Origin of the sequence: Vibrio sp. 10N.286.48.C11 (assembly GCF_041469805.1) — a bacterium.
GTDB classification, from domain to species: Bacteria; Pseudomonadota; Gammaproteobacteria; order Enterobacterales; family Vibrionaceae; genus Vibrio; species Vibrio crassostreae_C.
The window spans coordinates 51,793-70,397 of record NZ_JBFRLK010000019.1 but is presented as its reverse complement, the minus strand read 5'-3'; the positions used below and the strand labels follow the sequence as shown (position 1 = coordinate 70,397).

General features: G+C 44.6%; 16 protein-coding genes. 7 read left to right on the top strand and 9 right to left on the bottom strand.

Going from position 1 to position 18,605, the window contains the following annotated elements:
- Window positions 1–125 precede the first annotated feature (125 nt).
- Entirely contained in the window at window positions 126–3,293 is a 3,168-nt protein-coding gene (locus AB4209_RS06685; RefSeq protein ID WP_102394544.1) for a chitinase C-terminal domain-containing protein, read from the top strand.
- A 294-nt stretch (window positions 3,294–3,587) separates the two neighbouring features.
- On the top strand, window positions 3,588–5,051 hold the full coding sequence (locus AB4209_RS06680; RefSeq protein WP_102394545.1) for a sensor domain-containing diguanylate cyclase: 1,464 nt from the start codon (window positions 3,588–3,590) through the stop codon (window positions 5,049–5,051).
- Window positions 5,052–5,186: 135 nt separating this feature from the next.
- On the opposite strand, the gene AB4209_RS06675 is transcribed toward AB4209_RS06680, so the two are convergent.
- Window positions 5,187–5,441: a YgjV family protein gene (locus AB4209_RS06675; protein WP_017068159.1), complete on the bottom strand. Its 255-nt coding sequence runs from the start codon at window positions 5,439–5,441 to the stop codon at window positions 5,187–5,189.
- Between the two features lie 268 nt (window positions 5,442–5,709).
- Between AB4209_RS06675 and AB4209_RS06670 the strand changes: the two genes are divergently transcribed.
- The 3 genes from AB4209_RS06670 (at window position 5,710) to AB4209_RS06660 (ending at window position 8,128) form a co-directional block, all read left to right on the top strand.
- A complete protein-coding gene (locus AB4209_RS06670) occupies window positions 5,710–6,297 on the top strand; it encodes a DUF4136 domain-containing protein (protein ID WP_102394546.1) in 588 nt (195 codons plus the stop codon).
- Window positions 6,298–6,475: 178 nt separating this feature from the next.
- Window positions 6,476–7,660: a D-alanyl-D-alanine carboxypeptidase family protein gene (locus tag AB4209_RS06665; protein ID WP_017064476.1), complete on the top strand. Its 1,185-nt coding sequence runs from the start codon at window positions 6,476–6,478 to the stop codon at window positions 7,658–7,660.
- Between the two features lie 174 nt (window positions 7,661–7,834).
- Complete coding sequence (locus AB4209_RS06660; protein WP_080582263.1) at window positions 7,835–8,128, top strand: YkgJ family cysteine cluster protein; 294 nt, start codon at window positions 7,835–7,837, stop codon at window positions 8,126–8,128.
- A gap of 166 nt (window positions 8,129–8,294) precedes the next feature.
- On the opposite strand, the gene AB4209_RS06655 is transcribed toward AB4209_RS06660, so the two are convergent.
- The 6 genes from AB4209_RS06655 to AB4209_RS06630 form a co-directional block, all read right to left on the bottom strand.
- On the bottom strand, window positions 8,295–9,971 hold the full coding sequence (locus tag AB4209_RS06655) for an RluA family pseudouridine synthase (RefSeq protein WP_102394547.1): 1,677 nt from the start codon (window positions 9,969–9,971) through the stop codon (window positions 8,295–8,297).
- Between the two features lie 150 nt (window positions 9,972–10,121).
- Window positions 10,122–10,742 carry a glutathione S-transferase family protein gene (locus tag AB4209_RS06650; RefSeq protein WP_102394548.1) on the bottom strand — a complete coding sequence of 207 codons (621 nt, stop codon included), beginning with the start codon at window positions 10,740–10,742 and terminating at the stop codon, window positions 10,122–10,124.
- 35 nt (window positions 10,743–10,777) lie between these two features.
- Window positions 10,778–11,809 carry an NADP-dependent oxidoreductase gene (locus AB4209_RS06645; RefSeq protein WP_102394549.1) on the bottom strand — a complete coding sequence of 344 codons (1,032 nt, stop codon included), beginning with the start codon at window positions 11,807–11,809 and terminating at the stop codon, window positions 10,778–10,780.
- A gap of 143 nt (window positions 11,810–11,952) precedes the next feature.
- Complete coding sequence (locus AB4209_RS06640) at window positions 11,953–12,543, bottom strand: TetR/AcrR family transcriptional regulator (protein WP_017062643.1); 591 nt, start codon at window positions 12,541–12,543, stop codon at window positions 11,953–11,955.
- 180 nt (window positions 12,544–12,723) lie between these two features.
- Window positions 12,724–13,197, bottom strand: a complete 474-nt coding sequence (locus AB4209_RS06635; RefSeq protein WP_017062642.1) for an FKBP-type peptidyl-prolyl cis-trans isomerase — start codon at window positions 13,195–13,197, stop codon at window positions 12,724–12,726.
- 76 nt (window positions 13,198–13,273) lie between these two features.
- A complete protein-coding gene (locus tag AB4209_RS06630; RefSeq protein ID WP_017062641.1) occupies window positions 13,274–13,900 on the bottom strand; it encodes a thioredoxin domain-containing protein in 627 nt (208 codons plus the stop codon).
- Window positions 13,901–14,158: 258 nt separating this feature from the next.
- On the opposite strand from AB4209_RS06630, the gene AB4209_RS06625 reads away from it, so the two are divergent.
- Window positions 14,159–14,794, top strand: a complete 636-nt coding sequence (locus AB4209_RS06625; RefSeq protein ID WP_104216162.1) for an OmpA family protein — start codon at window positions 14,159–14,161, stop codon at window positions 14,792–14,794.
- Window positions 14,795–14,903: 109 nt separating this feature from the next.
- Here the strand turns inward: AB4209_RS06625 and AB4209_RS06620 are convergent, their stop codons facing one another.
- Entirely contained in the window at window positions 14,904–15,263 is a 360-nt protein-coding gene (locus AB4209_RS06620) for a glutaredoxin (protein ID WP_017062638.1), read from the bottom strand.
- Between the two features lie 89 nt (window positions 15,264–15,352).
- The gene (gene norR / locus AB4209_RS06615; protein ID WP_372055239.1) at window positions 15,353–16,945 is read right to left on the bottom strand and encodes a nitric oxide reductase transcriptional regulator NorR; all 1,593 of its coding nucleotides are present in this window, start codon (window positions 16,943–16,945) and stop codon (window positions 15,353–15,355) included.
- A 368-nt stretch (window positions 16,946–17,313) separates the two neighbouring features.
- On the opposite strand from norR, the gene hmpA reads away from it, so the two are divergent.
- Complete coding sequence (gene hmpA, locus AB4209_RS06610) at window positions 17,314–18,510, top strand: NO-inducible flavohemoprotein (protein ID WP_372055237.1); 1,197 nt, start codon at window positions 17,314–17,316, stop codon at window positions 18,508–18,510.
- Window positions 18,511–18,605 lie beyond the last annotated feature (95 nt).

Below are 18,605 nucleotides of genomic sequence, written 5' to 3'. Positions count from 1 at the left end.
TATCGAATATTTTAGGTGTTAAATTGGCACTGTTACCTACAGTTGTTTTGCGAAGAGATTTAAGTGATGAGAAATATGACACTTAAATTAAGCATCTTGAAACAATAACTTAAGGGACAGCTAACATGCACCTAAACCAAGGAAGAGTGGCCAAGAAGGTTTTTACACTCAGTACTCTCACCGCGTCATGCTTAATGGCGTTCAACAGCTACGCGGCTGTGGATTGTTCAACGTTAGAAGCGTGGGATTCCGCCACGGTGTACACCGGTGGTGATCAGGTTTCACATGACGGCAGCGCGTACTCAGCGAATTACTGGAATCAAAATAACAACCCGAGCCAATTTGAGGGTGACTATGCACAATGGAAAAAGATTGATGTGTGTAGTGGTGGCGGAGGTGGCGGTACGCCAAATGAAGTACCAACGGCTTCATTAACGGCACCCTCTGCTTCTGACGTGATTACTGAAGGCGATAATGTTGTATTGAGTGCAACAGCACTAGATTCTGATGGCAGTGTGGCTTCGGTTGAGTTCTTTGTTGATGGCGCATCTGTTGCGGTAGTCACAGCGGCACCTTTCGAAGCGACTTGGGCTGCAACGTCGGGTAATCATCAGGTTTCTGTTGTTGCAACGGATAATGAAGGCGCAGCAAGTGTTGCAAGTGCGGTTTCTGTTTCTGTTGATTCAGCACAACCAGGGAATGAAGCACCGACAGTTTCAGTTGCACTTTCAGTGACATCTGTTGATGTTGGTGGTGTAGTCACACTGACAGCAACGGCAGCAGATAGCGATGGCACGGTTGATAAGGTTGATTTCTACGTAGCGGGTGCTCTTGTGGGCACTGCTGCAACGAGCCCTTACACGTTAGATTACACAACAACTCAAGCGGGTTCTTTAGCAGTTTACGCGAAAGCAACAGACGACCAAGGTGCGACTGCAGATTCTGCGTTGGCATCTTTGACCGTGAACGGCGCTCCAACAGTGAGCACATGTCGCCCTGATGGCTTATATCAAACTCAAGGTGTCGATGTTCCTTACTGTACAATTTACGATGATGAAGGCCGTGAGAAAATGGGCGCAGACCATCCCCGTCGTGTCATTGGTTACTTCACAAGTTGGCGTGCAGGGGATGACCCACAAGCTGCCTACCTAGTAAATGATATTCCTTGGGAACAACTCACACACATTAACTACGCTTTCGTGAGCATCGGTTCAGATGGCAAAGTAAACGTCGGTGATGTAAACGATCCAAATAACGCAGCGGTTGGTAAAGAGTGGCCGGGTGTGGAAGTTGATCCGGCATTAGGCTTCAAAGGTCACTTCGGTGCATTAGCGACAGCGAAGAAAAAACACGGCGTGAAAACGTTAATCTCAATCGGTGGTTGGGCTGAAACAGGTGGTCACTTCGCGACTGATGGCAGCCGCGTGGCTGATGGTGGTTTCTACACCATGACGACCAATGCTGATGGTTCTATCAACCATCAAGGTATCGAAACATTCGCGACTTCAGCGGTCGAAATGCTGCGTAAGTACCAGTTCGATGGTCTAGATATCGATTACGAATACCCAACTTCTATGGCTGGCGCAGGTAACCCATACGACAAAGACTTCATGGAGCCGCGTCGTCAATACCTGTGGGCGTCGTACCAAGTGTTGATGAAAGTGCTACGTGAGAAGCTCGATGCGGCGTCTGCGCAAGATGGCAATCACTACATGTTAACGATCGCAGCGCCTTCTTCTGGTTACCTATTACGCGGTATGGAAACATTCGATGTAACCAAGTACCTCGATTACGTAAACATCATGTCTTACGACCTTCACGGTGCGTGGAACGATCACGTAGGTCATAACGCAGCCTTGTTTGATACGGGTAAAGATTCAGAGCTAGCGCAGTGGAACGTATACGACACGGCGGCTTACGGTGGTATTGGTTATCTGAACACGGATTGGGCTTACCATTACTTCCGTGGTTCTATGCCAGCAGGCCGTATTAACATCGGTGTGCCTTACTACACTCGTGGTTGGCAAGGCGTAACGGGTGGTGAGAATGGTCTTTGGGGCCGAGCAGCATTGCCAAACCAATCTGAATGTTCAGCGGGTACGGGTGAAGGCGAGAAAAACAACTGTGGCCATGGCGCTATTGGTATCGACAACATGTGGCACGATACCGATCCAAAAGGTAACGAAATGGGCGCGGGTTCTAACCCTATGTGGCACGCGAAGAACCTAGAGAAGGGTATTTGGGGCTCTTACGCTGAAGCTTACAAGCTTGATCCTGTGAATGATCCTTCAGATGTTCTAACGGGCACTTACACGAGAAACTACGACAGTGTGGCGGTTGCCCCTTGGTTGTGGAACGCAGAGAAGGGCGTATTCCTTTCAACAGAAGATAAACAGTCTATCGACGTGAAAGCGGACTACGTTATCGACAAAGAGATCGGCGGCATTATGTTCTGGGAACTAGCAGGGGATTATAACTGTTATGTTATCGATGCGAATGGCAACCGAAGCTCTATCGATACGACTGAGCAAGCGTGTAACAGCGGTAACGGTGAGTTCCACATGGGTAACACCATGACGAAAGCTATCTACGATAAGTTTAAGTCTGCAACACCATATGGAAACAAAGTAGCGACGGGTGCTATTCCAACAGAAGCGCTAGATATCGCGGTATCGGTTGGTGGCTTCAAAGTCGGTGACCAAAACTACCCAATCAACCCTAAGATCACGTTCACGAACAACACAGGGCAAGCTCTTCCGGGTGGAACTGAGTTCCAATTCGATATCCCAGTATCTGCACCTGATAACGCGAAAGATCAATCGGGTGGTGGTTTGACCGTGATTGCTTCAGGTCATACTCGCGCGGATAACATCGGTGGACTAGATGGAACCATGCACCGAGTGGCGTTTACGTTGCCGACATGGGAAGAGCTTCCTGCTGGCGGTGTGTATGAGTTAGACATGGTGTATTACTTGCCAATTTCTGGCCCTGCTAACTACGCGGTGAATGTCGGTGGCGTTGATTACGCGTTTAGCTTCGAGCAGCCAGATCTACCATTAGGTGATATCAGTTCAGGTGGCGGTAACCCTGGCGATGGTGGCACCAATCCAGGTACATGTGATACGGCAGGTTTAGCGGTTTACCCAGACTTACCTCAGAAAGATTGGGCAGGTAACCCAAGCCATGCAAACACAGGAGACCAAGTGGTTCACAACGGTAGTGTTTACCAAGCAAACTGGTGGACAAGTTCTGAACCGGGTAGCGATGGTAGCTGGACTCAAGTTTGTTCTTAATTTAATGCTAAGCAAACTATTTATAGACAATAGAGTGTAGTAATAGGTAATAAACACAAATGCTTTTAAGTCTATTTATCAGGAATTAGTATCAATTAAGTAATCAATCTAGACGTAAAATCAAAAAGCCGAACTGAATCCAGTTCGGCGTTTTTGTTATAAGTCACAGATTACGTATAGAAACCCTTAAAAATATCGACACTCGTTCAGTAAAAAATAAAAACATGATATAAAACAGTCTGTATATAAGAGAAGTCACAGCGTTACCTGAAATTATAAATCTACGGGGTAATCTTGAAAGTCAGACGTAAATACATTCTTAATTTTTCAATTGCGCTCGCCGTCGTGTCGATGATTCTTTCTGCCTTTCAATTTAATCGAACTGAAAGGTCATTGTTGGAATCTAACCAACTGTTTTTTCGTACGATTGTGAACGCGAGTTACGATATTGTCGACACCACAGTTAATGAGGCGATAAAGACATATCTTAAAGGAATTACGGATACCGTTGCGTCTCATGTATGGCATACCACGCCAGAACAAGAAGTTGAACAGGTAAGCCAAATTGCCCGTGAATTGCATATTGGACAATCGGGTTATATCTATTTGATGTCACCCCAAGGCGTCCATCTCTACCATCCATTCTTGCAAGGTCAGAAGCGTGGGCATCTTACTCATATCCAAAAACAGCTCACTATTGACTCTGGCATGATCGAGTACTTTCACGCTAACCCTCATGAGATAAGCCGCAGAGCCAAAGTCGCTTATTCGATGAGGCTACCGAGTGGTAATACTTTGGTTGCGACGACCTATAAAGAAGAATTGATGTATTTGGTCGATCTTGAAGGTTTAAAAGATAAACTTAGAAAGTATGCGTTTGGTGATAGCGGATATGTGTACATTGTCGATCTGCAGGGTAACTTAGTGCTTCATCCAGATTATGAGCACAAATCATTGAAATCCTTAATAGGCTACTCGTCTGAACTGATTATTGATCGAATCGCCACCAAACCAGAAGGTCAATTCAGTTACTCGATTTCCAGTGATAGTGGCACGACCAACAAAAAAATCTTCTATAAGTTTTACCCTTATCTTAATTGGGTCATTTCTGCAGGTATCTTAGAGCAAGAGCTTAATCGAAATCATAGCCTATTGTTTATTAGCTTGACGGCTTTGGTTGTAAGTTTGTTGAGCATTATTGTCGTGTTGGTGCTTTACCTGCGGCATCGTCATCTTAGAATCTTGGATGTGGCAAGCCTCGATTACCTTACTGGGCTTCCTAGTCGACGGAGTTTTATCGAACAGCTAAAACTGAAAATTACTCAAAGGTCGCCTTATCCGCTAACAAATGTCGGTGTCATTTTGCTGGATATTGACCATTTCAAGCGGGTGAACGATCAATATGGTCATGCTCAAGGCGATAGGGTTATCTGTGAGGTCGCAAAATCACTGAAGAGATTTGTTAACCGTCGTCGTTTGATTGCACGCTATGGCGGTGAAGAGTTTATTTTGGTGACGTTTGATTGTGATGAACATGAGTTATTCGAATTATCAGAGGCGTTACGGTTATGTGTTGAGCAACTTCAAGGCTTAGTGTCGCCAGTAACAATCAGCGCTGGTTGTTGCCATGCTCAAGCACTGACTGACATTGAAACCGCTATCGATAAAGCCGACAAAGCGCTTTATCAAGCAAAAGAGAGTGGACGTAACAACACTCAAGCGTATCGAGAGAACGAATATCACATTGCTTACATGTGATCGGTTGAAAGCCTCATTGAATTGAAAAGTTTTGTTCACACAAATCGAGCTATTGAGAACGACAAACACAAAAAAGCCCAAATAGATCGCTCTATTTGGGCTTTTTCAGAATTATTTGAAAGGCTAATCGTTAATTTAAGCTTTCGCTGCTTTCATCGCTTCCGTTTTTTTTTCCTTTTGCATTTTTGCAAGGAAGTAGATGTTTACACAAGCGATAAAGCCGTTGGTGGCTGCAACTGGCCATGCGTCAATCATGATGCCGTATGCTGTGAAGAGTGCACAGCCAATAAAGTTAAGGACACGCAGACGAACGATATCTTTCATTGTTAATGAAATTGCGACCATAATAGACGCAGCGTAACCTAAAATTTCAACCATATTGAATTCCATTGTTTGACCCTCTTAAATTTGCCGATACTTTGTCGGTACCAATTCTTCTCTTCATGAGATGATTGAGGAAGCTCCGTGCCTCGAATGGTCTGGTTTTGTTTAACGGGGAGAACTATACCAACTCTGTTTTTGTGATTAAACCCCCAAAACAGACAGAGGTGAAGGTTAGCGATTACGCAAACGTTTAATGACCTTTCTATTAACATAATTACTATTTATGTTGGATGTTGAATTGATAGTTATTCTTATATAGGTAAGGAAGCCTCGAATGATAAAACGATCCATTTGTGCAACAAAAAGCATAAAAAAAGCAGCACTATTGGCTTTGATGGCTATTGGGCTGACCGCATGCTCTACGCAAGAAATACCACCCACACACAATTATGGTGTGGTCACTAGCGGTGACTTTGGTTTCATGAAACACGGCGTGATGACGTACTCCTGGCACCCTGAGTCAGAAAAGGTTTACCTTTCTCAAAAATACGATGAAACCGTGGTAACCGATTTAGTGCGTGATTCGATTCAAGAACAGCTCTCAAGTAAAGGTTATCAGTTAAAGCAGGATGGTGTCGGTGATGTTGTTGTAGGCTTTGGATTAGCGGAAGAATCGGAACTGAACGATGAGTCTATCTTCGATGCGATTAAGCTATCTACTGGTGTGCCATTTTACGATGGTGAAGGTAAAGTCGCGGAGAAAGGGTCGTTGTACATTGCGTTTTTCGTACCTAACTCAGAGGTCGTACAATGGCAAGCATTAGCACAGTCTGGCATCCAACCTGATTTAGAGCCAAGCGAGAGCAAACAGCGTATTACTGGCTTTGTTGAAATGTTATTTAGACGCATTCCTGAGCGATAGCATTAGGTGTTGAATGCATTCGTGGAGTAAATATTAGTTGTGGAAAATATGGTCAGATCGCAGATTATACTTTTTTATTTGTAACGAATGGTACAAATACGTAAAGCAACGTAAAGTTCGCGCTTCTTTTGCTAGCATTTGTCTATACTGCTCAAAACGTTAACTTAGGTTTGATTCAATGAAACTGTTTTCCAAATACTCTCTCCCTCTATTAAGTATATTCATTGTAAGTAACGCCGCGATGGTAAGTAATGCAGCTATCGCAGCACCTTCTATAGTACCAAGCCCACCTAGCCTAGGCGCAAAAGGGTATGTGTTAATTGATTTTAATTCTGGTGATGTGCTGGTAGAAAAAAACGCACATACGAAGTTAAACCCGGCAAGCTTGACCAAACTGATGACCAGTTATGTGGCAGGTCAAGAGATGAAGCGAGGCAACATCTCTGCTGATGATCAGGTACGAATCAGTGAGAACGCGTGGGCGAAGAACTTCCCAGACTCTTCAAAAATGTTCATCGAAGTAAACACCGATGTAGCAATGATGGATCTTTATCGTGGCTTGATTATTCAATCCGGTAATGATGCTAGCGTTGCGATTGCAGAGCATGTTGCAGGCTCACAAGATGCATTCGTTGACCTGATGAACTCTTGGGCTACCTCTCTGAAGCTAGAAAACACCCATTTTGCCAATGCACATGGTTTGGATGCAGACGACCTCTATTCGACTCCTTACGATATCGCGTTACTCGGTCGTGCCATTATTCGTGATTTACCGGATGTGTATGGCTTATACAGCGAACGCTCTTTCAGTTACAACGGCATCACTCAACATAACCGTAATGGCTTGTTGCGTGATAGAAGCTTAACCGTTGATGGCATGAAAACGGGCTACACCTCTGGTGCTGGCTACAGTTTGGCGAGTTCAGCGACACAAGGTGAGATGAGACTTATCGCGGTTGTGATGGGCGCATCAAGCGTTAAGAGCCGTGAATCAGACAGCAAACAGCTGTTGAGCTACGGTTTCCGTTTCTTCGATACACTAAACCCGCATAAAGGCGGCGATCAAGTGGCTGAAGAGAAGGTATGGTTTGGTGAGCAAGACACATTGAAATTAGGTGTGGCAGAAGACACGTTCATTACGTTGCCTAAGTCAGACAGTAAAAAGCTGACTGCATCTATCGAGCTTAACTCTGAACTGAAAGCGCCAATTGCAGAAGGTCAAACTCTAGGTGTGGTTCATTACACCGTTGATGGCGAAGATGTTCAAACCCAGCCTTTGATCGCGCTTGAAGCGGTTGAACAGGGCGGTTTGTTCAAACGTTTAATAGACTACGTTAAGCTGTTCTTCGCGAGCCTGTTCTAAATAGAGCCTGTGGCGATAAGCCGCGCTAAAAGTCGAAATATTATGGGTGTTGTGAGTGAATCACAGCGCCCTTTGTTATTTCTACATCAATGAAAACGCCGCGCCGCACTATCTTTATTAGCCGTAGCGGGCGGTTTCGATTACTATACGCAAAATTTAGCAGTGTAGTCACTTATGACGATAGATATAAAGAACGTAACCGAACCCGAAGTAACCTGTGCAAATTGTCAGGCATGCTGTTGTCGTTTAGAGGTTATGATCATCACAGATACGGGCGTACCTGAAGAGCACATCGCTTATGATGAATGGGGCGGTGAAACCATGAAGCGCTTAGACGACGGCTGGTGTTCTGCGGTAGATAGAGAAACACTGATGTGTACTATCTACGAAAACCGACCATGGATCTGTCGCGAGTTCGAAATGGGCTCTTTCGAATGTGTTGACCAGCGCAAAGATGTGATGGGCTAGGCGTCTGCAGTATTGAACTCAGTAACTAAAGTACGCTAATGAACTGTGATAATCACATTAAAATTAAATATCAGGGTTCTATACCTTAAGCAGTTGTAGAACCTTGATGCGTTTTATGAGATCAAATATTGAGTGAGATAAGAGTCTTAGCTCGATAAGTTAGAGTTTAGAACTCGGAAGGCACTTCAAACTCCATCCATTCACCGGTTGTCGGGTGAATCAACTTTAAGTAGCCAGCGTGCAGGTGTAAGCGCTCGCGTTTGTATCCGTATAAGTCGTCACCACGAATAGGTACACCAAGCCCTAATGGATGAGCACAGTGCACTCGCAGCTGGTGGGTTCGCCCTGTTTTAGGGTACAAGTGAACCTTGGTTTTGCCATTGTGAGTGCTAACCACTTGCCAATGGGTCTCTGCATTTCGGCCGTGTTGGTGACAAACCAGTTGTCTTGGTCTGTCCGTGATGTCGCCGCGCAAAGGAAGGCTGATATTGCCAGATTCGCCCGTTATCTCGCCATCTAACAAAGCGGTGTAGCGTTTCTCTACGGTTCTATTAATGAACTGCTTCTGAATATGCTTGTTTGATTCCGCCGTGAGCGCCAAGATCAACAAACCTGACGTCGACATATCCAACCTATGGATAATCAAAGGACCAGTCGCATCCGGGTAACGCGCTTTTATGCGGGTATAAACTGAATCTTCGATGAACTTACCGGGAACCGACATGAACTCTTCAGGCTTATTGACGACTACGATTTCATCGTCTTCATAAACAATATTAAAAGACTTACCAACCGCAGGGTTCACGATAAGCGGGTTATCTTCTAGCTCTATGCCACTTAACTGGTGTTCGAGGATCTCAAAGCTTTTACTCTGACAAACAGGGTAGAGGTTTGCGTGTTGTCGAATGATGTCTGTAGGCGGTAATCCCCACCAAAACTCAGATAATGCTAACGGCTTGAACCCGTGTTCAAACGCAAAGTTAAGCAACTTAGGTAGGCAGCAGTCACCAGAGCCTTCAAGCGCGTCTTTACCATCGAGCAACTCGAGTAAATTCTTAGATTGCTTGGCTTGATTGATAAAGCGATAGTGAGAGAGGCGTTGAGTTTCCAACTGTTGTGAAACTGCTTGGTGATCTTGCTTACGGTTTTTCAGTTCGCTTTCAATCAAATCAATTTGTGATTGGCGCTCTGCGATCTTCTGTTTCCACTCAATACGAAGTGCTTTTAGGTCACGTTTCTCTTGGCTACTTTGATTGCCCAGTTGTTTGAGCAAATTCGCCGCTGACTCTAGATTCCCTAATGCTTTTTCTTGATTGGCTTGTTCTCTGAGTTCGTTACGCTGAGCTTTGTTTGCGGCCATTGCTAACTGAAAGGCTTCGATAGCTTTTGCTGATTCGATTTTTAACCCTTCAAGCTCGGCCAATAATGTGTCTAGATTGTGCGACTGTTGCAGCTTTTCAATGTCGTCCGAGAGCTGCAATTGTCGAGCAAGGTTCGCACTGTTTTGAGATTGAAACTGTTTTGAATCGAAGGCTGGTGGAACAAAGTGAATGTTGTTTAACTGAGAGACCAAAGCCGGATCTAACTGCAAGCCTGAAAACGCAGAAAGGTAACCTAACCCTTGTGTGGTTGGATTCTGAACAAGAAGCACAGCGTAGAGATTACCTTGCGAGGTTTCATTCACACCACAGTCGACAAGTGATTGCTGAAGCTGCAGCATAGCGAATTCACACACAGGGTGCGGGGTATAGTAATACGGAAACGTAAAACGAGTCGGTAGCGCTAAATCGACATTCGTGTTTGCTAGGTGCAGAGGTGTGTATTGAGCGAGGTTTGTTGGCATTAAGATCAAACTCTATGGCTGTTCAGTTAGAGTTCGGTATTGTTGTCGAAATGAAGACAAATGAGAAGCCAAAGCAGAAGATAAATCGGCTTTGGCTTCATTTAGTTTCTTGTGTTTACTCTAGCAAGCACGTGTTTGAGTGAAACTCGATCAGTTCGAGTGTTCTAGCTCTACTTGCTCAGCTTTTTGGTAAGCAGGGTGGCTCTTTAAAAGTTCACCGTATTTAGCGATGTTAGGGTAAAGCGCAGTTGCACCAAAGTTACCCACGATTTCTACGATGAACGACATCATAAAATCTGCACCTGTTAGTGTGTCTGCAACCAAGTAGGTTTTGCCTTCAAGTGCATTATTCACGTAAGTGAGGATCTTTTGGTTTTCGTCGTCTGCATAACCGCCTAGGAAGTTAGTTTCGCAGCCGTCTTTCATCACAAAGATCTTAAGTAACATTGGCAAAATACCTGAACTCTCAGCGAAGTGTAACCACTGTGAATATTCCACGTAGTCTGCGGTGCCGCGTGTAGGTGCGAACTTACCCTGACCGTATTTGTCGATTAGGTATTCCGTGATAGCTCCAGATTCAGTGATCACGACGCCATCGTCTTCAATGACAGGAGATTTACCCAATGGGTGAATGAATTTAAGTTCTGGCGGTGCAAGAAAAGTGACACTGTCTCGTTGGTATGGTTTGATTTGGTAATCCACCCCAAGCTCTTCCAATAGCCAGATGATGCGCTTTGAGCGCGACTTATTCAGGTGATGTAAAGTAATCATGATTCTACCTAGTTAACGGGTTCAGTTTATTGAATTTATTTAGCTTCGTTCGTTTTGATAACAAGCTTACCGAAGTTCTGACCTTCCAATAGGCCCATGAATGCTTGTGGTGCATTATCTAGACCTTCAACAAGGTGCTCACGATAGTGCATCTTGCCTTGAGATAGCCATTCTGTCATTTGAACAGCAAACTCGTTGTAACGGTGCGCGTAGTCATCAAAGATGATGAAACCTTGCATCTTAATTCGTTTAACCAGCAACATACCCATCAAGCTAGACATGCGATCTGGGCCTTCAGGCAGTGAAGTCGCATTGTATTGAGAAATAAGACCACACACAGGAATACGAGCACCTGTGTTAAGTAGAGGCATTACTGCATCGAATACTTTGCCCCCAACGTTTTCAAAGTAAACATCGATGCCGTTGTCACACGCTTTAGCCAGTTGCTCTGCGAAGTCGTCAGCTTTGTGGTCAATACATTCATCAAAGCCAAGAACCTCTTTCGCGTATTGGCACTTCTCTTGACCGCCTGCAACGCCGATAACACGACAACCTTTTAGTTTGCCGATTTGTCCAACGGTTGCGCCTACAGCACCTGTTGCTGCTGCAACGACTAGCGTGTCGCCTTCTTTAGGTTGGCCGATATCAAGCAAGCCCATGTAAGCAGTAAAACCAGGCATACCCATGATGCCAAGCGCGTAAGAAGGGTGCGTTGGTTCTTTACCTAGTTTGATAAGGCCTTCACCGTTAGACACACCAAGATCTTGCCAACCTGTGTAAGCCAGTACCCACTCGCCAATTTCGTAATCAGCGTGGTTTGATTCTTCAACCTGACATACGGTTGCGCCAACCATCACCTCATCAATCTCGACAGGGTCTGCGTAAGATTTAGCATCGCTCATACGACCACGCATGTAGGGGTCTAGAGAAAGGTAAACTGAGCGAAGTAACATCTCGCCGTCTTTGATGCTTGGCGCAGCTATTGTCTCTAAACGGAAGTTGTCTTGAGTCGGTGCGCCAACTGGGCGAGAAGCCAATACGATTCGGCGATTGTCTTGTTGAGTCATTGGATGTCCTTAATTGTGTATTTTATACATTTAGAATTAGACCAGTCGTCTAGTCTTGTTGTCTAAAAATCCCGCCGTCATCAAATTGATAAGAGGGCGGGTGATTTTTTTAAGTTAAAGCCAATAAAGCGCGCTGCGCGTTATTAGCTTTCACCTTTTAAAATTCGTTCGGTAAGGCTCAAAGCTGACTGTAAGCTATGTGAGCTTTGGCTCAGCTTGCTCAATAAGCTGGCGCCTAACCACATTGAGTATAGGTTCTGAGCTGCTTCTTGGCTCTCTTCAACCTTTATGGAGCCATCTTCAATACCGCCGACAATGCACTGTTCGATGGTATTCGTCACTTTTTCTGCACCCTTTAATAGCGCTTGGCGCATAGGATCAGAAAGATCAGAAACTTCCGCGCTGAGTTTAACGACCAAGCATTTATGAGCATTGCAGGTGCCGTTTTCAATCTGTGACCATCGAGTGAAATAACTGACAATTCTCTGGTAATGGTTGCCTTCACCATGAACCAAAATAGTTTCAACTCTGCTGATGTAGGTCTCAAAATAGTGCTGGATCAGAGCCTCGCCAAATTGCTCTTTCGATTTAAAGTAGTGGTAAAACGACCCTTTCGGCACGTCCGCTTCTTTAAGCAATTGCGATAAGCCAACGCCGTTAAAGCCGTTGTTCACTATTAATTGGTAGCCAACATCTAAAACATGCAGGCGTGTGTCATTCGTTTTTTCGTTCATGGGCGGTACTATAAGTTAAATTAGACCAGTCGTCTAGTGGTCGGTTTTCGAGGGTATATTTGGTCGTTGTTACAGTAGCTAAATAGCTAAATAGCTCAATATCTAAAGAGGCTTCAAATGTTCAGATATAAAAAAGCCCCGACATAGCGCGTATGTTGGGGCTTAAATCAGTAACTTCGATTATTTGATAGAGATGAGTTCTACATCAAAAATCAGAGTCGATGATGGTGGGATAGGGCCTGAACCGCCTTTACCGTAAGCTAGAGTGCTTGGAATAAATAGACGAACTTTTTGGCCTTCAACCATGTAAGTCAAACCTTCTTGCCAGCCTTTAATTACTTGCTTAAGAGCAAATGAGATTGGCTCGCCGCGCTCAACAGAGCTGTCGAAAACAGTGCCGTCGATTAGCGTACCGTGGTAGTGAACCGTTACTTTGCTGTTCTTAGTTGGGTGCTCTGTGCCTGTACCTTCTTCAAGAACAAGGTATTGAAGACCGCTTTCAGTCGTAATCACGCCTTCTTTAGTGCCGTTTTCAATTAGAAATTGTTGGCCTTGTTCGAAGTTTTCTCCGCCAGACTTATGATTCGTCCAAGTACGGTAAATCATGAAACCCGCCAAAAGAAAGACAATGACCGGGATGACAAATTTAGACATAGTAAAACCTATTTATATTGAGTGCTGAATTTCGTAGTTAATACAAAATGTGTTAATCAGTTGACTAAAGCCGTGATTATGGTTGAGTCAAAAGGTAGTTGATCGTTTTTGCAATGCCAGCAACGTCTTGGTGACCTGCTGTTAGTACTTGGTATTTACCGTTGATGATAAAGGTTGGTACTGAGTTGATCTGACCTTTTACTGAGATCTCTTCTGCTTGCTTAACGTAGTCGAAAAGAGCGACTTGCTGTTCTTTATTCAGCTGGTATGGGCTAACCAAACCACGAGAAGTAAACGCTGTCTCTAGTGCTTGTTGACGCTGCTCAGGTGTTGCATCTGCACCCATTTGAACGGCACCAAATAGGTCGTCCATGAATGCGTGGTCAGGCGTCGCATCAAGCTGCATCACTGCTGTGTAGTAGATCATTGCGCTGATTTGAGCGCTTTCGTTGAACGTCACGTGCATCTTGCCAATAGTTTGGTCTGTTAGAGATTCAATCTCTGGAATGGCACTTTCCATTTGACGGCAGTGACCACAGTTAAGAGAGAAGATTTCAGTGATCGGAGACAAGTTAAATTCTGTTAGAGCAGTAGGAAGCGCTTCGTATTGAACGCCTTTTTGTGGCTCGTCTGTTTCACTACAACCCGCGATAATGAGTACGGCAGCGAGTGCTGTGATGAATTTAGTAAATGGTTTAAACATAATGTTTGCTCTAGCGTTGAGAAGTCGTGAGATTCTAACTATTTAGTACGAATTGGAAAACAATTATAAGGTAAATAAATGCAAACAGTTCGAACTAGCGGCTGAAGACAAGCTAGTAGACGGTTAACTGTGATCAACAGCACTTTTTTGGGTTCTGCTTTCTTTTCGTCTAAAGTTTTTCCCTCGGTGCCGATATAGACATTAGTGAATGGTTTATCTGCATGAGTGGTTGGTGAAGTAATGAGATATTTAGCGATAATGTTAAGCATAGCTTTGGCTGGGTGTGAAGCCACGTCACCAACTGACTTACTTGGCGGTGACATGCTAGAGACTGCACCACAAACCGATTACGACTTGATGCATCCTGAATGGGGTGTGGTTCAAACGACTCATGTAGCAAGCAATCGTGGGTACTCTATCCAGAGTAGCACTCATCAACACAGAACCATCACGACCAACTACGGACGTGGCGTTTCGACTAACGACCCACTGGAAGTCTTTTTAAGACAAAACCGCATCGATTTTGAAGTGTTGCCGGGTAACCATGTGATGGTAAAGCTTGAGCAGCACGTGAACTTTAAAACAGGTTCAGCATTCCCCGAGCCAGCTTATAATCAATGGTTAGATACGCTAGGCAGCTACCTTGCTCAACGCCAAGATATTGATGTGGTGATTGAAGGGCACACCGATAATACGGGCACAGATCGAATCAATGATCCGCTTTCAGAGCAGCGAGCAAAAGAAGTGAAGGCTCGATTAGAGAGTAACTATGTGTCGAGTCGCTCCATTTATACTCGTGGATTTGGCGAATACGTACCAGCTTGCACCAACGCTTCTGCGCAAGGCAAGGCGTGTAACCGCCGTGTGGAATTGATGCTGATTGTAGCGAAGTAGTGGTTTGAACTTTTGCTCCCAATTTGAAGCGATTAACGCCAAATAACAGACATAAAAAATCCCTCACATTAGAGGGATTTTTTGTATCTAGATTTTGTCGCTTTATTGCTTATGCAAACTGCTTTTCTAAGTAAGTTACGATATCTGAAGATTCGTACATCCACTCAGTTTTGCCGTCTTTTTCGATACGTAGACAAGGCACTTTCACACGACCGCCGCCAGCTTCAAGCTCAGCACGGTGTTGTTCGTTGTTTTTTGCATCACGAAGTTCAAATTGAACCGACTGACGTTTCATCGCGCGGCGCACTTTCACACAAAATGGGCACGCTTCGAATTGGTATAACGTGTGCGTTTTTGCTTGCTCATTCACTTTGCTTTGTTCTTCTTGAGAACGCTTCACACCACGTGGGCTGAAAACAAAATTCAATAACAAGATGACACGACCTAAGAACCAACGGATAAACTTCATAACTCTCTCTACATATTTAAAATTAGCGTTACAATTTGCAGCATTATATACACAAGTTTTGTCAGATGCTCGCAACAAACCGCTAATATCTATTTTGTCCGTTCGATCGTATGAGACTTAGCCACATTTAGCCCTAAACGCTTAGACAGTCGAGTCAGATTTGCTCGGTCTGTTTTCAGAACTCGCCCTGCTTGTGCCCAGTTAAAGTTGGCATCTTCCAACACCTCAGTAATGATACTGCGTTGAAAATCGTCCGTTGCACCACGTAGCCCTGCAGAAAGGTCGATCGTTGGTGTCGATAATGGTGTGTTTTTCACCTGAGTCGTCGCAATTGGCTGATCTTGGTCTAGAGGACCACAATCTTCCTTGGTGATTGTCACCAGGTTTTTATTGGTGCTGCGCGCTAACGCTTTCAATGCGGAACGACTGATCACATGCTCAAGTTCACGCACGTTACCCGGCCAACCATAACGGTTTAGGAAAGAAAGAACGTCGGAGCGGAACTTAACTTGGTTGATACCAAGCTTACGACGCGCTTGTTCTAAGAAGAAACCCGCTAATAGGCTGATGTCGTCACCACGATCTTTCAGTGCAGGCACCGCGATAGGGTACACACTCAATCGGTGGTACAAATCGGCTCTGAATCGACCGTCTTCAACTTCTTGTTTTAGATCTCGGTTTGTCGCTGCCAATACTCGAACATCAATAGTTTGAATGTTGTCTTGGCCAACAGGTTGGATTTCGTTGTTTTGTAGAGCACGTAGGAGCTTACTTTGAGCAGCTAAAGGCAATTCACCAATTTCATCAAGGAACAGTGTGCCACCATCGGCTAAAGCAAACTTACCTACGCGGTTTTTGTCTGCGCCAGTGAACGCGCCACGAACGTGACCAAACAGTTCACTCTCTACTAAGTTTTCAGGAATTGCTGCACAGTTTACGTAGACGAGTGGGTTACGTTTACGTTGAGATTGGTGGTGCAGGGTGCGAGCCACAAGCTCTTTACCAACTCCGGTGTCACCATGAATCAAGATATTAAACTCAGACGGCGCGACAACAGCGATGTCGTTCTTAAGCGCGACCATGGTGTCACTGTTACCAATCAACTCACCGCCGTCACGTTCCCACGCTTCTACGTTCAATTCTTCGAGTAATTGCTTTGACTGTTTTGCTTGATGTTCAAGTTGCGAGAAGGTCAGTGCCATCTGCATGGTTGAGGCTGCAATAGCCGCCAGCACTTCAAGGTTACGCGCCGGAATATTCGCGAAGACATCAGGTTTCAAGCTGTCTAGAGTCAGAATACCTAAGAGCTTATCGCCAAATAGCAAAGGCAAGCCCATACAAGCATGCATTGGTAAATCGCCATCATGGTCAATAAGCAAACCATCGAAAGGATCGGGTAAGGAGCTGTCAGCATCGAAACGAACAGGAGAGCGAGACGCGCAGATCTCTTCAAACCGTGGGTGTTCTGAAATGATAAAGCGACGACCGAACGTATCTCGGCTGAGCCCTTGCATTGCGATAGGTACTAGCGTGTCGCCTTGAAGGCTTAAAAGCGCGACACAATCACACGTTATGGTTTTGCGAATGGCATCGATCAGGCGATTGAAACGATCTTGATCGTTGACACCACTTGCGAGGCCAATGGTCATTTCCATGAGGGTAGATGCGGAGATATCTTGCATAAAAAACTCTAACTGTGTGTGTTCATCTACATAATAGAGTCTTATTGACTTAAAAAAAAGGTCTTTCTGACATTTTTATAAGATGAGTTTTGAGAAGAAAACCAGTAATGACGGGGATTGATAAAGTTGGCACTGATTGTGCAGAAGATACAGAGAAGCCCAATTATAGCGCTGATTAAACAGACTATTCTTGATCTCAATCAATCAGGTTGCATTAATCAGGTTTCGCGATTTTTTGAAATGAAAACGAGTCAAAATAACTCAGTTTCTAAAAATAACTAAGGTTTCAGAAAATCGATAAGTCATTCTTAATTTTTAGTAGTCAAAATGACATATAGGTCATAAGGCTCAGTGTTCGGAGTAAATTCATGCTTAACAATGCACATATCGAAATCATCAAATCTACTATTCCTCTACTTGAGAGCGCAGGCCCAGCTTTAACTCAGCATTTTTATCAACGTATGTTCACGCATAACCCTGAGTTGAAAGATATCTTCAATATGACTCACCAAAGAACAGGTCGCCAAGGCGTAGCACTGTTTGAAGCTATCGCGGCATATGCAAAGAACATTGAAAATCTAGCAGCGTTAACAACTGCCGTTGAACGTATTGCTCAGAAACACACAAGCTTTAACATTCAACCAGAGCACTACCAAATTGTTGGTTTGCACCTGATTGAGACATTACGTGAACTAGCTGCTGACGCCTTTACTCCAGAAGTGGAAGAAGCATGGACAGCCGCTTACCTATTCTTGGCGCAAGTATTCATCGATCGTGAAGCTGAACTTTACCTACAGCGTAAGCAAGCTGTTGGTGGTTGGGAAGCAGCGCGTGCGTTTGTGATTGCAGACAAAATCGAAGAGTCAGCGCTAGTAATAAGTTTTATCCTTCAGCCAAAAGACGGCGGTGAAGTTCTGGATTACACACCAGGTCAATACATCGGTATCGAAGTGAAACCAGAAGGCTCTCAATACAGCGAGATTCGTCAATACTCACTGTCTGATAAGCCAAACGGCAAGCAATACCGTATTTCTGTTAAACGTGAAGGACAAGGCCAAGAGACACAAGGCGTTGTATCTAACCACCTACACGATAAGGTTGCTGTTGGTGATGAGGTTAGCCTATACGCACCAGCGGGTGACTTCATGTATCAAGAGCGCAGCAAGCCAGTAACACTTATCTCTGCAGGTGTTGGTGTAACGCCAATGCAGTCTATGCTTGAGTTCCTAAACACGGAAGATAAAAACGAGCCAGTACTTTACCTTCACGCTTGTGAGAACGTAGGCCAACACTCTTTCACGACTCGTGTTAAAGATATTGTTGCCGACAAAGGTTGGGAAGCGAAAACGTGGTACATGAACAAAGATGAATCTGCATGTGAAAACACGCATCAAGGTCAAATGGATCTAGCGTCTATCTCTGATACTAAAGGCTTTGAAGAGAGCGATTTCTACATCTGTGGTCCTGTTGGTTTCATGAAGAACATCGTAGAGCAGCTAGATGCAATGAAAGTTGACCGTTCACGCGTTCACTACGAAGTATTCGGCCCTCACGCTAACTTCTAATAGGTCTCGGCATTTCTAGTAACACTCGCCTGAACTATTAATACCTTGCCTATTCAAAGGCCTCACAGTGTGAGGCCTTTTTGGGTTTGGTTGGT

Bases quoted from the DNA above. Each gene is read 5' to 3' on its own strand.
- AB4209_RS06685 (WP_102394544.1), top strand. From the start codon at position 126: ATGCACCTAAACCAAGGAAGAGTGGCCAAGAAGGTTTTTACACTCAGT.
- AB4209_RS06675 (WP_017068159.1), bottom strand. From the start codon at position 5,441: ATGGAATTCAATATGGTTGAAATTTTAGGTTACGCTGCGTCTATTATG.
- AB4209_RS06670 (WP_102394546.1), top strand. From the start codon at position 5,710: ATGATAAAACGATCCATTTGTGCAACAAAAAGCATAAAAAAAGCAGCA.
- AB4209_RS06665 (WP_017064476.1), top strand. From the start codon at position 6,476: ATGAAACTGTTTTCCAAATACTCTCTCCCTCTATTAAGTATATTCATT.
- AB4209_RS06660 (WP_080582263.1), top strand. From the start codon at position 7,835: ATGACGATAGATATAAAGAACGTAACCGAACCCGAAGTAACCTGTGCA.
- AB4209_RS06655 (WP_102394547.1), bottom strand. From the start codon at position 9,971: ATGCCAACAAACCTCGCTCAATACACACCTCTGCACCTAGCAAACACG.
- AB4209_RS06650 (WP_102394548.1), bottom strand. From the start codon at position 10,742: ATGATTACTTTACATCACCTGAATAAGTCGCGCTCAAAGCGCATCATC.
- AB4209_RS06645 (WP_102394549.1), bottom strand. From the start codon at position 11,809: ATGACTCAACAAGACAATCGCCGAATCGTATTGGCTTCTCGCCCAGTT.
- AB4209_RS06640 (WP_017062643.1), bottom strand. From the start codon at position 12,543: ATGAACGAAAAAACGAATGACACACGCCTGCATGTTTTAGATGTTGGC.
- AB4209_RS06635 (WP_017062642.1), bottom strand. From the start codon at position 13,197: ATGTCTAAATTTGTCATCCCGGTCATTGTCTTTCTTTTGGCGGGTTTC.
- AB4209_RS06630 (WP_017062641.1), bottom strand. From the start codon at position 13,900: ATGTTTAAACCATTTACTAAATTCATCACAGCACTCGCTGCCGTACTC.
- AB4209_RS06625 (WP_104216162.1), top strand. From the start codon at position 14,159: ATGTTAAGCATAGCTTTGGCTGGGTGTGAAGCCACGTCACCAACTGAC.
- AB4209_RS06620 (WP_017062638.1), bottom strand. From the start codon at position 15,263: ATGAAGTTTATCCGTTGGTTCTTAGGTCGTGTCATCTTGTTATTGAAT.
- norR (WP_372055239.1), bottom strand. From the start codon at position 16,945: ATGCAAGATATCTCCGCATCTACCCTCATGGAAATGACCATTGGCCTC.
- hmpA (WP_372055237.1), top strand. From the start codon at position 17,314: ATGCTTAACAATGCACATATCGAAATCATCAAATCTACTATTCCTCTA.